The sequence below is a fragment of the Aminobacter sp. GW821-FHT11F06 genome (genome assembly GCF_058808215.1).
In genome coordinates, this window is record NZ_JBXARL010000010.1 from 138,871 (window position 1) to 152,506 (window position 13,636).

Consider the following 13,636-nt stretch of genomic DNA (forward strand, 5'->3'; position numbering starts at 1 on the left):
TCAAAAATCCGTCGGGGCGCCGCCTTCGGCCTTGCGCTTGTCGACAAAGGCGTTGAGTTCCTCGCGGATGGCCGGGTCCATCCATGGCTCCTCGTAGGAGGCGAGGCGCTCCTTCCAGACGCGATTTGCTTTTTCCACGGCGGTTGGACTGCCCGCCTCGGCCCAGGTCTCGAAATTGCGCCAGTCGGAGATGATTGGCGCATAAAACGCGTTCTTGTAGCGGTCCTGGGTGTGCTGGGTGCCGAAGAAGTGCCCTCCGGGGCCAACATCGCGGATGGCGTCGATGGCAAGCGCTTCTTCCGACAGGTCGAGCGGCGTCAGGAACTCGGCCACCATCTGCAGCAGGTCAATGTCGAGCATCATCTTCTCGTAGGAGCAGCGGAGGCCGCCTTCGAGCCAGCCGGCACCGTGGAGAATGAAATTGGCGCCGCCCTGGATCGCGCCCCACAGTGAAAACACACTTTCGTAAGCCGCCTGTGCGTCGACAGCGTTGGCCGCGCAGACATTCGAGGTGCGGTAGGGGATGTTGTAGCGCCGGGCGAGCTGGCCGCCGATCAGCTGGGCCTTCATGTATTCAGGCGTGCCGAAGGCCGGCGCGCCCGATTTCATGTCGACATTGGAGGTGAAGCCGCCATAGCCGACGGGTGCGCCCTTGCGCACCATCTGCGTGAAGGCGAGGCCTGAAAGGGCTTCGGCGTTCTGCTGCACCAGCGCACCGGCGATGGTGACGGGAGCCATGGCGCCCGACAGCGTGAAGGGCGTGACGATCACAACCTGACCCATCGACGACATCTGGATGATGCCTTCCATCATTGGCACGTCGAGCTTGAGCGGCGAGTTGGTGTTGATGATGGTGTAGACCGAAGGCTCCTCCAGCATCTGCTCGCGCGAGATGCCGCGGGCGATGCGGGCGATCTCAATGCCGTCGACGTTGCGCTCCTTGCCGAGCGAATAGATGTGGAACACCTTGTCGGTGAGGGTGGCGAGGTCGCGGATGCATTCGAGATGGCGCACCGAAGGGTGGATATCCACAGGCTCGACCGGATAGCCACCCGTCGTTTGCAGGATGTTGTGCATCTGGGCGAGCTTGAGGAAATTGCGGTAGTCGGCCTGGTTGCCCGGACGCCGGCCACGGTCGAGGTCGGAGCAATTGGGCGCCGAGGCCATCTGCGAAATGACCAGATTGTTGCCGCCAAAACGCACATTATGCGCCGGATTGCGGGCGTGCAGGGTGAATTCCGCCGGCGCATGTGAGATCAGCTCGAGGATCATGTCGGAATCGAAGCGCACGCGTTCTGAGCCATCACGCACATCGGCACCATGCGCCTTCATGATGCGCCGCGCCTCGTCGTGCAGCACGTCGACGCCGATCTCCTTCAGCACCCTCAGCGAGGCCAGATGGATCGATTCAAGCTGGTCGTCGGAGATCAGCTTGGTTGGCGCAAAGGGTATCTTGAGCTGGCGAAAGGGCGGCTGCTCGAAAGCGGCTGAGGCGCCGGCGCGCTTGCCGGCACGGCCGCCACGGCGGGCTCGATCGGTGGCGTGCACCGGTTCGGCGGAGGGCAGGGCCACGGTCATGGGAATCCTCACGGCAAGGCAAATGTCGTGGGCATAATGGACCGGGTGAAAAACCCTCATTGCGGAGGCGGCGACCAATAGCGCGAGGGAAGCGACATAACGCACGGGCCTGGACCGACGCTCTGTGGCGTGGTGAGGCATCCCGGACGTAGTGGTCCGTCGATAGGATTGTTTCGACAGATTCGTTTTGGTGGCCGCGATGACATCTCCAATTTCTACCGTTGAGCCACCATTGAGATGGGCAGCCCTTGGCGGCGTGACCGCTGCGCTGGCGATGTTCGGCGCAGCGCAAGGGCTGAGCTACCCGCTGTTTTCGCTGCTGATGCAAAAGCAGGGCATGTCTCCGGCGATGATCGGACTGTCGGCTGCGATGATGCCGCTGGGCCTCATCGTTTCCGCGCCCTTCGTGCCCCTTGCCGTGCGACTGGTGGGGGCTCGCCCCCTGGCGATCGGCTGCTCGCTTGCTGGCGCGCTCTGCTTTTTCACCATCGGCTATCTGCAGGACTGGGTGGCCTGGTTCTTGATCCGCTTCCTCGTAGGCGTGGTCATCAACCCGCTCTACATTCTCGGCGAGGTTTGGGCGCTGTCGCTTGCGCCGCCGTCGCGTCGCGGGCGGGTGATGGGCGTGTTCAACACGCTTATGGGCGTGGGATACGCTTCAGGGCCACTGGTGCTCACCATTGTCGGCACATCGGGCTGGACGCCCTTTGTGGTCGCGATCGCCGGTTTCGTCGCATGTGCGGTGATGCTGCGCTTGCTGTCGGCGGGGCTCGCCGGGTTCGAGGACGACGGCCAGGCCGTTGGTGGGGTCGTTGGTTTCGCCGCACTTGCGCCGGCGCTGCTGTTTGCGGTTCTCGTTTCTGCCGCCAACCAGCAAAGCACCTATTCGCTGCTGCCGGTCTTTGGCGCCGGATACGGCCTGCCGGAAGCAATTCTGGCGGCGATGCTGACGGCACTTTCCCTGGGGAATATCCTGTTGCAGATACCGCTGGGCCTTTTGGCGGAGCGCTTCGGCGGTCGGGCCATGATCGTGTTCTGCGCGACCACTACCGCGGTGTGCGCCCTGTTGCTGCCAATGCTGATAGCAACCCCATTGATTTGGCCTGTGCTGGTCGTGCTTGGGGCTGTGGGCTACGGCGTCTACACGATGGCGCTCGTCGAACTGGGAAACCGCTTTGGCGGTAGCGCACTGGTGGCCGGAAATGCCGCCTTTGCGCTGATGTGGGGCGTCGGCGGTATCGTCGGGCCACCGAGTTCCGGTGTGGCCATGCAGATATTGGGAACGCCGGGCCTGCCCACTGTGATGGTCAGCCTCAACGTGATGCTGGTCGCCTTTGCGCTTTATCGCGCCGCCAAGCGCAGGTTTTCGTGAACACAGGCCGGCATTGCAAGCTGTGGGCGATCCACAGCTTGCGGAGATGTATGGCGGCGGATCACTGCTGTTGAGCGTGATCGGTCGCTACATCGCCTTGGCGACGTGCCATGCGCCGCCCTTGCCGTCGCCCGTCATGTCGCCGGCCTTCTTGTCACCGGCATATGTGTAGAGCGGCTTGCCCTCATAGGCCCACATATTCGAGCCGTCGGCGCGCTTGACCAGCGTCCATTCGCCTTCTGCCTTGGCGCTGGCAGCGGCCTTGAACGGCGGCCAGTTCTTGACGCAGGTCGCGTCGCAGTTGGATTTGTCCTTGGCATCCTTGTCAAAGGTGTAAAGCGTCATGCCCTTGGCGTCGGTGTAGATCTTGCCCCCAGCGCCTTCCATGACCTTGGCGGGTTCGGCCGCATACAAGGCTGCAGTGCTCACAAGCAGGACGGCAAAAGCTGAGACTATCGTTTTCATGATGATCGCTCCCTGGGCTTGGCCGCAAAATGCCGGCCACACACGCAATCAACGCGCCTGAGGGCGCCTTTATTCCAGCACCAGTACGTGAGAACGATTTTTCCGGCGCTTGTGGAGTCGCAAAACGCCGGGTTAGAGTGTTCTCATGTGCGCTTTTTACGCCCATATCCCGTTGCCCAGCGCGGTTTCGACGCCGTCCCCACGGACGCGGCATACCGAGCTTATGCGGCTGTGCGCGCGCATCGGCTATTCGCCGCCCGCCTGATCTCGAATCCGCCCCGGCACTTGCCGGATTGATTCAAGAGAAAGGCACAAGTTTATGACTTATCAGAATTATTCGCTGAAGCAGCTTCAGCAGATAGATGCCGCGCATCACCTCCACCCGTTCACCGACCACAAGGAATTGCGCGAAATCGGTTCGCGCATGATCACGCGCGCGGAAGGGCCCTTCATCTACGATTCGGAAGGTGGCGAGCTGCTCGACGGCATGGCCGGGCTGTGGTGCGTCAATGTCGGCTATGGCCGCACCGAGCTTGCGGAAGCGGCGTATGCGCAGATGAAGGAGCTGCCCTACTACAATTCCTTCTTCAAATGCTCGACGCCGACCCCGGTGCTGCTGTCGAAGAAACTCGCCGAACTCGCACCCAAGAACATCAACCAGGTGTTTTATGGCTCGTCGGGCTCGGAATCGAACGACACGGCACTTCGACTCGTGCGCCACTACTGGGCGCTCGAAGGCAAGCCTCAGAAGAACCGCATCATTTCGCGCCAGATGGCCTATCACGGCTCGACAGTCGCCGGCACCTCGCTTGGCGGCATGGAAGGCATGCACCACCAGCTCGGCGGTGCCGTGCCGAACATCGTTCATGTCATGATGCCTTACGCCTATGAGCTGGCATTGCCGGGTGAAAGCGACCACGATTTTGGCCTGCGCGCGGCGAAAGCGGTCGAAGATGCGATTCTTGAGGCAGGCGCGGAAAACGTCGCGGCGTTCATCGGCGAACCGATCATGGGCGCGGGCGGGGTGAAGATCCCACCGGCGAGCTACTGGCCGGAAGTGCAACGCATCTGCCGCAAACATGACGTGCTGTTGATGCTCGATGAGGTCATCACCGGCTACGGCCGCACCGGCGAATGGTTCGCCGCCCAGACTTTTGGCATCGAGGCCGACACGATCACCACAGCCAAGGCGCTGACGTCGGGTTATCAGCCGTTGTCAGCGCTGCTGGTCGGCGATCGGATCGCCAATACGCTGGTCGAAAAGGGCGGCGAGTTCTATCACGGCTACACCTATTCCGGGCATCCCGTGGCCTGTGCGGTAGCGCTCAAGAACCTTGAGATCATCGAACGCGAAGGCCTTGTCGAGCGGGTGAAAACCGATACGGGACCGTATTTCGCCAAGATGCTGAAGGAGCGCATTGCCGGCCACAATCTGGTCGGCGAGGTGCGCTCGGTCGGCTTGATGGGCGCGATCGAGATCGTCAAGGACAAGGCAACCAAGGAACGTTTCTCGCCGGTTGGCAGTGCGGCGGTCAAAGTGCGCGACCATGCCATAGCCCACGGCATGATGCTGCGCGCGACCGGCGATTCGATGATCCTGTCGCCACCGCTGATCTGGACCCGCGCCACCATCGACATGGCTTTCGACCGTATCCTGAAGGCGCTCGACCTCGCCGAAGCCGATCTCCGGAAAGCCTGAACATGAAGCCAGCCGGGCAGGGCAAGCTCCTGCCCGGCAAGCTATCCTCTGCGTTCAGCTATTGCGGGCCGCAGTTTTCGGCGCCCAGCGAAGTGCTTTCATCGTGCATTCATACTGGCTCGAATATGCATTCCTACACAGTTCAATAGCGGGCTGTTTAGGGTTGCATCCCAAGGTGATATTTTGATGAAGCATATTTCTGTTCTGTTGGCCGCCGGCGCCATTTTCGCCACCACCCTCGGCACCGCGAGCGCTCAGACAACTGGCGATTGGGTTCTCGGAAATTACAAGGGCTCTGGCTATTGGTTCGCTGGGGTCATCGAAAAGGTGCAGGGCGACACTATCACTGTTCGATACGACGACAATGAGCGTGAGACGACCAACGTCAGCAAGGTCCGCCCCTACGATTGGCAGATCGGCACGAAAGTCGAGTGCAACTTCAAGGGCGCTGGTGAGTGGTACAAGGGCAAGATCGTTTCGCTGGCTGGCGAGAAAGTTGGCATAGCCTATGACGACGGCGACAAGGAAACGACCAAGACCGGGCGCTGCCGGACCAAATGAGCAAGTTGGGCAGGCATAAAGCCTGCCCATTCCCATGCGCTCGTTCGATCATCGCTTGAGCAATTCGTAGGGCGCCGAGAGGCTGAGCCGTTTCGGCTTGTTCATGACAACCCGGGCGCGTATTGTGCACTGCACAATCATCAGGGCTGTCGCCAGAGGGCAGCCTTCGCCGGTCCGCCAAGGCCCGCTGGAGCAAGCCATATGAAGAACCGTCGCCTGACGCGCGCCTCGCGCCAATCCACCGCTATTGCCGGCAATCTGATGCTGGCGCCCATGGTCATGGCAATGCGTTTGCCGATGATGGCCACCGAAGCAAGCAAGGGTGGCATGCTGCGGGGTGAAACTCTGGCTGCCATGACCGAAAAGACGGCGGCGATGGCCGAAGGCGTTGTCGCCGCGCAGATGTCTTATTTCCAGTCGGCCATGCAGTTCTGGCCCGAAGTGCTGTCGGGGCGCACGCCCTCGGTGCTCAATGGTGTTGCGGCACAGCAGTCGGTCGCGGCAGCAATGCGGCCGGCGAGCAACCGCGTGAGGGCCAATTTCCGCCGTCTGGCGACAAAATCCGGCACGTAAATGGTGCTGAACGCAAAAACCGCGCCCCGAAACGGGAACGCGGCTTTGCCATTTGAACGCATGGCCCTTCGCGACGCTTGACTAGCGAAGGTTACAGCTCCGGTACGCAAGACCTGATCCGGAGCCCGAGGCGGCTGCGAAAGACCGCCCTTGCAAACCTTTTTAGCTGGACATCGTTACCGCGTGGTTAGCGAGAGCTTAATCAAACCTAAATTTTGAACTTTTTTGGAATGATCAGGCAGGCTGACCACGCAGGAACTTGATGATGCCGGAGAAATCCGTGCCGCCGTGGCCGAGCGCCGAATAGAGCGCATAGAGCTGGGTTGCCTCGGCACCGAGCGGGGTGACCGCGCCCGCCTGCTGCGCTGCTTCCTGCGACAGCTTCAAATCCTTGAGCATCAGGGCCGCGGCGAAGCCTGGCTGGTAGTCGCGGTTGGCCGGTGAATTGGGAACGGGGCCCGGCACCGGGCAATAGGAGGTCAGCGACCAGCACTGGCCCGACGATGTTGAAGCCACGTCGAACAGCGCCTGATGCGACAGGCCGAGCTTTTCGGCGAGCACGAAGGCTTCGGCAACGCCGATCATCGAGATGCCGAGGATCATGTTGTTGCAGATCTTGGCCGCCTGGCCGGCACCGGCATCGCCGCAATGGACGATGCGTCCCGCCATCGGCTGGAGCACTGGTTCGGCCGTGTCGAAAGCTGCCTGCGCGCCGCCTGCCATGAAGGTCAGCGTGCCGGCTGCGGCACCGCCTGTTCCACCCGACACCGGCGCGTCGACCGACAGCAGGCCATGCTTGGCCGCAATGGCATGCGCCTTGCGGGCCGAGTCGACGTCAATGGTCGAGGAATCGATCAGCAACGAGCCTTTTTTCACCTTCGGCGCGATGTCTTCATAGACCGAAAGCACATGCTTGCCTGCCGGCAGCATGGTGATCACCACGTCGGCGTCCTTGGCTGCGGCAACGGCGTTGGCCATGACGGTGACGCCATTGCTCCGCGCCGTTTCGAGGTGCTCGGGCATCAGGTCGAAGCCGTGCACTGTGTGGCCGGCCTTGACGAGGTTGGCGGCCATGGGGTTGCCCATGTTGCCCAGGCCGATGAAGGCGACTGTGGTCATGATGGATGGTCCTCCGGAAATAGCGAATGGCGAATAGCGAGTAGCGAGTAGGAACGATGTCTCGAAAGGCCAGCCCTCTACTGGCTATTCGCTACTCCCTATTCGCTATTTTCCAATCATGTGCCGCGCGATGATCACGCGCATGATCTCGTTGGTGCCTTCGAGGATCTGGTGGACACGCAGGTCGCGTACCAGCTTCTCGATGCCGTAGTCGTGTAGATAGCCATAGCCGCCGAGCAGTTGCAGCGCCTCGTTGGCGACGTTGAAGCCGGTGTCGGTGACGAAACGCTTGGCCATGGCCGACCATTTGGAGGCATCGTGCGCCTTGTGGTCGAGTTTCGAGGCTGCGGCATAGAGGAACAGGCGTGAGGCCTGGAGTTCGGTTTCCATGTCGGCGAGGCGGAACTGCAGCGCCTGGAAGCGGTCGATGGTCTGGCCGAAGGCCTTGCGTTCGGCGGTGTAGGCGAGCGCCTTGTCGAGTGCTGATTGGGCGCCGCCCAAAGAGCAGGCGGCGATGTTGAGGCGGCCGCCGTCGAGGCCGGCCATGGCGATGCCGAAGCCGGCACCTTCGTCGGAAAGGCGGTTTTCGACCGGCACGCGGCAATCGGTGAAGATCACCTGCCGCGTCGACTGCATGTGCCAGCCCATCTTGTGCTCGTTGGCCCCAAACGAAAGGCCGGGCGTGTCCTTGTGCACGACCAACGTCGAGATGCCCTTGGGGCCATCCGCGCCGGTACGCACCATGACGGCATAGATGTCGCTGTCGCCGGCGCCTGAAATGAACTGCTTGGCGCCGTTGATGACGTAGTGGTCGCCATCGCGCACGGCGCGGGTGCGCAAAGCCGCCGCATCCGAGCCCGAGCCAGGCTCGGTCAGGCAATAGCTGGCCAGCCATTCCATCGAAGTCAGCTTGGGCAGGAAGCGCTGGCGCTGTTCGGCATTGCCGAAGCGGTCGATCATCGATGCCACCATGTTGTGGATCGAGATGAACGACGAAAAACCCGGGCAGGCCTTCGACAGTTGCTCGAAGACCAAAACGGCATCGAGGCGGGTGAGGGCGGAGCCGCCGACGTCCTCCTTGACATAGAGCCCGCCGAAGCCGAGCGGGCCGGTCTCGCGGATGACGTCATCGGGAAAGTGCTTGGCCTTGTCCCATTCGAGCGCGAGAGGCGCCACGCGTTCGGCGGCGAAACTGCCTGCCATTTCGCGAATGGCCAGCTGGTCTTCGTTGAGTTCGAATTGACCGGCTGTCGCATCGATTGCGGCGTCCATGTCGGCCTCCCTGTCGTTTTTTTGGCTATGCGCGGCGTTCAATCTAGACCAATGATGCAGCCGCGCAACCTAACCTTCAACAGAGCGGCTGTGCGTAAATGCATGGGCGAGAAGCGACGTGGCGACAAAATTTGATGAGCTGCTGGGAGCCTTCCGGGGCTATGTCCAAAAGGCCGGTTCGGTCCCGCCTGTAGGCGAATTTCTCGACGATATCGACTGGGCGATGCCTGCGCGGAGGCTGGCACCGAAATCCCTGGCCTGCCTTTCGCATATGGCTCGTATCGCCGAGATGGCAGCGCCGGCGGAGCGGGAGTTGGTCGAGCTTCTGGCGAATCGCGCTGACGCCCTGCACTGGGACCAGACCTACACCACCGCCGATTTCGGCCAGCATTTCCTCGACAATTACGGCTGGGTCGAGCTGTTCGGCACGCGTGGGCACTTCATGAACGAGAAGGTCGCCGCCGGTTTTCTTATTCTCGGCCCCGGCATCGACTATCCCGACCATCACCATGTCGCCGAAGAGATCTATATTCCGCTGACCGGTGGCACGGAGTGGCGCATGGGCGATGCGCCCTTTCGCGAAAGGCGTGGCGGCGAGGTGATCCATCATGCTTCCAATGTCAATCACGCCATGCGCACCGGCAGCGCCCCGCTGCTCGCGCTCTATCTTTGGCGTGGCGGGCCGCTCGCGGCCAAATCGACAGTGACCGGAAACGTTGGCGGAAGGGGCTGAACCATGGCCAAGGCGATCATGCTTCAGGGCACCGGCTCCGATGTCGGAAAAACCGTGCTGGTGGCTGGGCTGTGCCGCGCGGCACGCAATCGCGGGCTGCAGGTCAGGCCTTTCAAGCCGCAGAATATGTCCAACAATGCCGCCGTTGCCGACATTCCGGGCGAGGTGGGCGGCGGCGAGATCGGCCGGGCGCAATGGCTGCAGGCGATCGCCTGCGGGGTGAAGCCGTCGATCCACATGAACCCGGTTCTGCTCAAGCCGCAAAGCGACATCGGCAGCCAGGTGGTGGTGCAGGGCAAGGTCTTTGGCCACGCCAAGGCGCGCGACTATCAGGAACTGAAGCCGAAACTGATGGGGGCTGTGCTCGATTCGTGGGCCAAGCTGGGCGAGGGTGCCGATCTCATCATCGTCGAGGGCGCGGGCTCGCCGGCCGAAATCAATCTGCGTCCGCGCGACATCGCCAATATGGGCTTTGCCACCCGCGCCGACGTTCCGGTGATCCTTGTCGGCGACATCGACCGGGGCGGGGTGATCGCATCGGTTGCCGGCACGCATCTCATCTTGCCGGAAGAAGACCGGCGCATGATCGTCGGCTATCTCATCAACAAGTTCCGTGGCGATGCCAGCCTGTTCGACGACGGCATCACCGCCATAGAGCGCTTCACCGGCTGGCGCTGTTTTGGTGTCGTGCCGTGGCTCAAGGCGGCAGCACTTCTGCCGTCGGAGGATTCCGTGATCCTCGAACGATTGGCCGGAGGCGAGAAACGCGCGCTCAAGGTGGCGGTGCCTATGCTCGGCCGCATCGCCAATTTCGACGATCTCGACCCGCTGCGTGCCGAACCCCAGGTCGAGGTGGTGTTCGTGCCGCCCGGGCAACCACTGCCTGACGATGCCGGGCTGGTGGTCATTCCCGGCTCGAAGTCGACAATCGGCGACCTGATGCATTTCCGCGAAAACGGCTGGGATCGCGATCTCGATGCGCATCGCCGGCGCGGCGGCCATGTGGTCGGCATCTGTGGTGGCTATCAGATGCTCGGCCGGGTCGTGCACGACCCGCTGGGCATCGAGGGCACCGTCAAAGAGGCCGAGGGGTTGGGCCTGCTCGATGTCGAGACGGTGATGGAGCCGGAAAAGACCGTTCGCAATGTCGAGGCGCGGTCGGTTCGTTATGGCGAGCCGCTGTCGGGCTACGAAATCCACCTTGGCCGGACGACGGGTGCCGATTGCACGCGGCCCACAGCTGTCATCAACGGCGTCGATGATGGCGCCACCTCTGCCGACGGCAAGGTATTCGGAACCTATATGCACGGCCTGTTTGGTGCCGACGGCTTTCGCGGGCGCTTCCTCGAAAGCCTTGGCATCAGGGGGGGGGGCATCGACTATCGCGCCGAAGTCGAACGCGCCCTGGACGAGATCGCCGAACATCTCGAACGGCATCTCGACTGCGACGCGATTTTCGCCGCCGCACGCTGACGCCCGTCAGGTGGCCTGTTCGCCGACCTTTGGCCAGTAGGTGCCGAAGCACCAGACATTGCCTTCGGGGTCGCGGCAGACGAACTCGCGGCTGCCATAGTCGCGGTTGGTGAGTTGCTGGACGATGACAGCGCCGGCATCTTTGGCGCGGGCGTGGACTGCGTCGACGTCTTCGACGGCGACATAGAGCGACTTGCCGCCATTTGGGCCGGGTTCGCCGACGATGGCGCCGTAGTCGTCGGGGCGCGCCGAGCCGATCATGATCATCGACGAGCCGAGGGCGAGTTCGGCATGGCCGACGTCAGCGCCGTTCATGTATTGGGCGTGGACGGAAAAGCCGAACGCCTTGCCCAGCCAATCGATCATGTCGGCGGCGTTGTTGTAGCGCAATGTCGGGAATATGCGGGGAGCTTCGGGAGCGGGCATCTGGCGCCTCCTTTGTGGCAGTTGAACGATACCCCACTGTGGCCGAGTGCCGTTTGGCCGTATTGAACAAATGTTACCGGCAGCTCAGCTGAGGCCAAGCCCCGTCGGCGTAGCACCTGAAAGCTCGCGAAACTCGCGAACGAGATGCGCCTGATCGGCATAGCCGCACTCGGCCGCAAGATCGGCCCAGCCTGCGCGATTGGCCTGCTTTGAAAGGCTTGCGGCGCGATTGAACCTGACGATGCGTGCAATCGCCTTTGGGCCGACGCCGACCTGGTCGGCGAAGCGCGTGGCGAGGTGTTTTCTGCTCCAGCCGATCTCTGCGGCGATGGCGGCAATACGGCTGCGGCCGCCGCTGGCCATTATCTTCTCCAGCGCCCAGCCGACTTCGGCGGACACGGAAGCTGCCTTCATTAGGCGCTCGATGATGAAGTTCTCGGCAATATCCAAGCGTACATGCCAGTCGGTTTGCTCGCCGAGCCTTTCGCGCAAATGGTGGCCCGAGACACCAAGAAGTTCGTCGAACGGTACCATGCGGTCGGCCAGCTCGCTCATTGACACGGCGAAAAAACGGCGGGCGCCAAGCGGGGTGAAATTGACCTGGACGCAGCAGGATCTGCCGAAGGAATCGATAACCACCGGCCCGGCGTGCAGGCCGGAGGCGAAGCTTGCGAAGCGGTCGTTGTCGCCGGGCGTCCGGCTCAAGCCGATGGCGAATGGTTCGCCAAAGCTGATGACCAGAGGGACAGTCAGCGAGGCGGCTTCAGTCTGGCGGCTGTAGACGGAAACAAGTTCGCGAAAACCGATGAGATCGGTGACGATGCCGGCAAGCAGCGGTGACGGAGCGCGCCGCACGTACTCGAATTGCGCCGCGAGATCCGCCGATGTTTCCGCAGATAGTTGGCCGCTTGCCATCGTGCTGGCTCCGCTGAGGCAACACAACGTTAGCCCAGCGACAGCTTGCGGTCAAAACCGTCAGAACCCCATCATTGCCCGCAGCGGGTTGGTCGGATCGATGAGCAGGCGGATGGCGAGCGCGACGCAGGTGCAGACCAGCAGCGGCTTGATCAGCTTGGCGCCGTTGCGCATGGCCATATGGGCGCCGAGCCTCGCACCGAGGAACTGGGCGATGCCCATCACGATGCCGATCTTCCAAGATATGGCGCCGACCAGCGCGAAGACGCCAAACGCACCGATGTTGGAGGCAAAGTTCAGCAGCTTGGTGTGCGCGGTGGCCTTGAGCACGCCGTAGCCGGCCAAAGCGACGAAAGCGAGCATGAAGAATGAGCCGGTGCCGGGGCCGAATACGCCGTCGTAAAAGCCGATCAGCGGCACCACCGTCATCCCGAAAAGGAAAGGCGACAGCCGTTCGGTGCGGTTGACGTCGTCCATGTTGGGCTTGAAGGCGAAATAGAGCGCGATCGCGACCAGCAGGAAAGGCAGGAATGTGCGCAGGATTTCAATCGGCAGGACGGTTGCCAGCAGTGCACCAAATGCAGAGCCGATGCAGGACGTGGCGGCGGAAGGCAGTTGCTTTCCGATATCGACATGGCCCTTGGCGGCATAGGAGATCGTTGCCGAGCCCGAGCCGAACAGCGATTGCAGCTTGTTGGTGCCGAGCGCTTCCACTGGAGGAAGGCCGGCCAGCAGCAGTGCTGGAATGGTGATCAGCCCGCCGCCGCCGGCAATGGAATCGATGAAGCCGGCGATGAACGCCGCCGCAGTCAAAAACAGGAGGGTTTCGGTGGTTATGTCGAACATCGGCGCCAAGCTTCGCGCTGGAGGGATCAGCCGCCTTCGACCACAGCGAACCGGCTTGCGCAATAGCGGCGGCGCATCAGTCGAGGCTTAGCCGTTGGGCCAAGTGTCTTTCGCCCAACTTTGTTCTATATCGGAAACACTAGGTAGCTCGACGGAAGGGATTCGCATGGCGACAGGATTGCTGACCCAGATTCGCAACATGTTCGAGGGCGACCCCGGCGTGCGCAAGGTCGCCGACGATCCGGTGCTTTCGGCCGAGTTGCTGTTGCTTTTTCGCATGATCCTGGCCGACGGCGTTGCGAGCGAGAGCGAGATGGCTGTCTTTCGCCGGATCTGTACCGAAGCCTTCGGTATCGCCGAGGGCAGTGTCGATGCCGTTGTCGAATATCTCAACGAGTTCGGTTACGAGACCAACGGCTCGCAGGCGATTGCGATGTTTCACGACCTGGATATTGAGCGGCGCAAGCAACTCGCGCGCCACATGGCCGATATCGCCAAGGCCGACGCCCATCTGGCGGAAAACGAGGTCAAGCTCTTGCGCCGAACGCTGGATTTGCTTGGCATCAGCCCGGTCGATGTGGTGAAGCCGGCAACTTAAATCCGG

14 protein-coding genes are annotated in these 13,636 nt (G+C 62.1%); 7 read left to right on the forward strand and 7 right to left on the reverse strand.

Going from position 1 to position 13,636, the window contains the following annotated elements:
• Positions 1-1,578: a trimethylamine methyltransferase family protein gene (locus AC1RTB_RS22465; protein WP_492881076.1), complete on the reverse strand. Its 1,578-nt coding sequence runs from the start codon at positions 1,576-1,578 to the stop codon at positions 1-3.
• A 199-nt stretch (positions 1,579-1,777) separates the two neighbouring features.
• Between AC1RTB_RS22465 and AC1RTB_RS22470 the strand changes: the two genes are divergently transcribed.
• On the forward strand, positions 1,778-2,950 hold the full coding sequence (locus AC1RTB_RS22470) for an MFS transporter (RefSeq protein WP_492881077.1): 1,173 nt from the start codon (positions 1,778-1,780) through the stop codon (positions 2,948-2,950).
• A gap of 87 nt (positions 2,951-3,037) precedes the next feature.
• Here the strand turns inward: AC1RTB_RS22470 and AC1RTB_RS22475 are convergent, their stop codons facing one another.
• Positions 3,038-3,415, reverse strand: coding sequence for a COG4315 family predicted lipoprotein (locus tag AC1RTB_RS22475; RefSeq protein ID WP_492881078.1), 378 nt, complete (start codon positions 3,413-3,415; stop codon positions 3,038-3,040).
• Between the two features lie 319 nt (positions 3,416-3,734).
• Between AC1RTB_RS22475 and AC1RTB_RS22480 the strand changes: the two genes are divergently transcribed.
• The 3 genes from AC1RTB_RS22480 (at position 3,735) to AC1RTB_RS22490 (ending at position 6,248) form a co-directional block, all read left to right on the forward strand.
• Positions 3,735-5,114, forward strand: coding sequence for an aspartate aminotransferase family protein (locus tag AC1RTB_RS22480; RefSeq protein WP_492881079.1), 1,380 nt, complete (start codon positions 3,735-3,737; stop codon positions 5,112-5,114).
• 186 nt (positions 5,115-5,300) lie between these two features.
• Positions 5,301-5,675 carry a tudor domain-containing protein gene (locus AC1RTB_RS22485; RefSeq protein ID WP_492881080.1) on the forward strand — a complete coding sequence of 125 codons (375 nt, stop codon included), beginning with the start codon at positions 5,301-5,303 and terminating at the stop codon, positions 5,673-5,675.
• Positions 5,676-5,876: 201 nt separating this feature from the next.
• Positions 5,877-6,248 carry a hypothetical protein gene (locus tag AC1RTB_RS22490; protein ID WP_492881081.1) on the forward strand — a complete coding sequence of 124 codons (372 nt, stop codon included), beginning with the start codon at positions 5,877-5,879 and terminating at the stop codon, positions 6,246-6,248.
• Between the two features lie 234 nt (positions 6,249-6,482).
• Here the strand turns inward: AC1RTB_RS22490 and mmsB are convergent, their stop codons facing one another.
• Positions 6,483-7,367, reverse strand: a complete 885-nt coding sequence (mmsB, locus tag AC1RTB_RS22495) for a 3-hydroxyisobutyrate dehydrogenase (RefSeq protein ID WP_492881082.1) — start codon at positions 7,365-7,367, stop codon at positions 6,483-6,485.
• A 105-nt stretch (positions 7,368-7,472) separates the two neighbouring features.
• On the reverse strand, positions 7,473-8,639 hold the full coding sequence (locus AC1RTB_RS22500; RefSeq protein WP_492881083.1) for an isobutyryl-CoA dehydrogenase: 1,167 nt from the start codon (positions 8,637-8,639) through the stop codon (positions 7,473-7,475).
• Between the two features lie 118 nt (positions 8,640-8,757).
• On the opposite strand from AC1RTB_RS22500, the gene AC1RTB_RS22505 reads away from it, so the two are divergent.
• On the forward strand, positions 8,758-9,372 hold the full coding sequence (locus AC1RTB_RS22505) for a dimethylsulfonioproprionate lyase family protein (protein ID WP_492881084.1): 615 nt from the start codon (positions 8,758-8,760) through the stop codon (positions 9,370-9,372).
• Positions 9,373-9,375: 3 nt separating this feature from the next.
• Positions 9,376-10,845, forward strand: a complete 1,470-nt coding sequence (locus AC1RTB_RS22510; RefSeq protein ID WP_492881085.1) for a cobyric acid synthase — start codon at positions 9,376-9,378, stop codon at positions 10,843-10,845.
• Positions 10,846-10,851: 6 nt separating this feature from the next.
• On the opposite strand, the gene AC1RTB_RS22515 is transcribed toward AC1RTB_RS22510, so the two are convergent.
• From AC1RTB_RS22515 to AC1RTB_RS22525, 3 genes are all read right to left on the reverse strand, one after another.
• Positions 10,852-11,271, reverse strand: coding sequence for a VOC family protein (locus AC1RTB_RS22515; protein WP_492881086.1), 420 nt, complete (start codon positions 11,269-11,271; stop codon positions 10,852-10,854).
• Between the two features lie 84 nt (positions 11,272-11,355).
• Positions 11,356-12,186 (reverse strand): helix-turn-helix domain-containing protein, encoded by an 831-nt coding sequence (locus AC1RTB_RS22520; RefSeq protein ID WP_492881087.1) that lies wholly within the window; start codon positions 12,184-12,186, stop codon positions 11,356-11,358.
• A gap of 60 nt (positions 12,187-12,246) precedes the next feature.
• Positions 12,247-13,032, reverse strand: coding sequence for a TSUP family transporter (locus tag AC1RTB_RS22525; RefSeq protein ID WP_492881088.1), 786 nt, complete (start codon positions 13,030-13,032; stop codon positions 12,247-12,249).
• 166 nt (positions 13,033-13,198) lie between these two features.
• Here AC1RTB_RS22525 and AC1RTB_RS22530 point away from each other — a divergent pair, with 166 nt between their 5' ends.
• Positions 13,199-13,630 carry a tellurite resistance TerB family protein gene (locus tag AC1RTB_RS22530; RefSeq protein WP_492881089.1) on the forward strand — a complete coding sequence of 144 codons (432 nt, stop codon included), beginning with the start codon at positions 13,199-13,201 and terminating at the stop codon, positions 13,628-13,630.
• Positions 13,631-13,636 lie beyond the last annotated feature (6 nt).

Excerpts from the sequence above, each read along its gene's own strand:
- AC1RTB_RS22480 (WP_492881079.1), top strand. The coding sequence starts at position 3,735 with ATGACTTATCAGAATTATTCGCTGAAGCAGCTTCAGCAGATAGATGCC.
- AC1RTB_RS22475 (WP_492881078.1), bottom strand. The coding sequence starts at position 3,415 with ATGAAAACGATAGTCTCAGCTTTTGCCGTCCTGCTTGTGAGCACTGCA.
- AC1RTB_RS22490 (WP_492881081.1), top strand. The coding sequence starts at position 5,877 with ATGAAGAACCGTCGCCTGACGCGCGCCTCGCGCCAATCCACCGCTATT.
- AC1RTB_RS22485 (WP_492881080.1), top strand. The coding sequence starts at position 5,301 with ATGAAGCATATTTCTGTTCTGTTGGCCGCCGGCGCCATTTTCGCCACC.
- mmsB (WP_492881082.1), bottom strand. The coding sequence starts at position 7,367 with ATGACCACAGTCGCCTTCATCGGCCTGGGCAACATGGGCAACCCCATG.
- AC1RTB_RS22465 (WP_492881076.1), bottom strand. The coding sequence starts at position 1,578 with ATGACCGTGGCCCTGCCCTCCGCCGAACCGGTGCACGCCACCGATCGA.
- AC1RTB_RS22530 (WP_492881089.1), top strand. The coding sequence starts at position 13,199 with ATGGCGACAGGATTGCTGACCCAGATTCGCAACATGTTCGAGGGCGAC.
- AC1RTB_RS22515 (WP_492881086.1), bottom strand. The coding sequence starts at position 11,271 with ATGCCCGCTCCCGAAGCTCCCCGCATATTCCCGACATTGCGCTACAAC.
- AC1RTB_RS22520 (WP_492881087.1), bottom strand. The coding sequence starts at position 12,186 with ATGGCAAGCGGCCAACTATCTGCGGAAACATCGGCGGATCTCGCGGCG.
- AC1RTB_RS22525 (WP_492881088.1), bottom strand. The coding sequence starts at position 13,032 with ATGTTCGACATAACCACCGAAACCCTCCTGTTTTTGACTGCGGCGGCG.
- AC1RTB_RS22500 (WP_492881083.1), bottom strand. The coding sequence starts at position 8,639 with ATGGACGCCGCAATCGATGCGACAGCCGGTCAATTCGAACTCAACGAA.
- AC1RTB_RS22470 (WP_492881077.1), top strand. The coding sequence starts at position 1,778 with ATGACATCTCCAATTTCTACCGTTGAGCCACCATTGAGATGGGCAGCC.
- AC1RTB_RS22510 (WP_492881085.1), top strand. The coding sequence starts at position 9,376 with ATGGCCAAGGCGATCATGCTTCAGGGCACCGGCTCCGATGTCGGAAAA.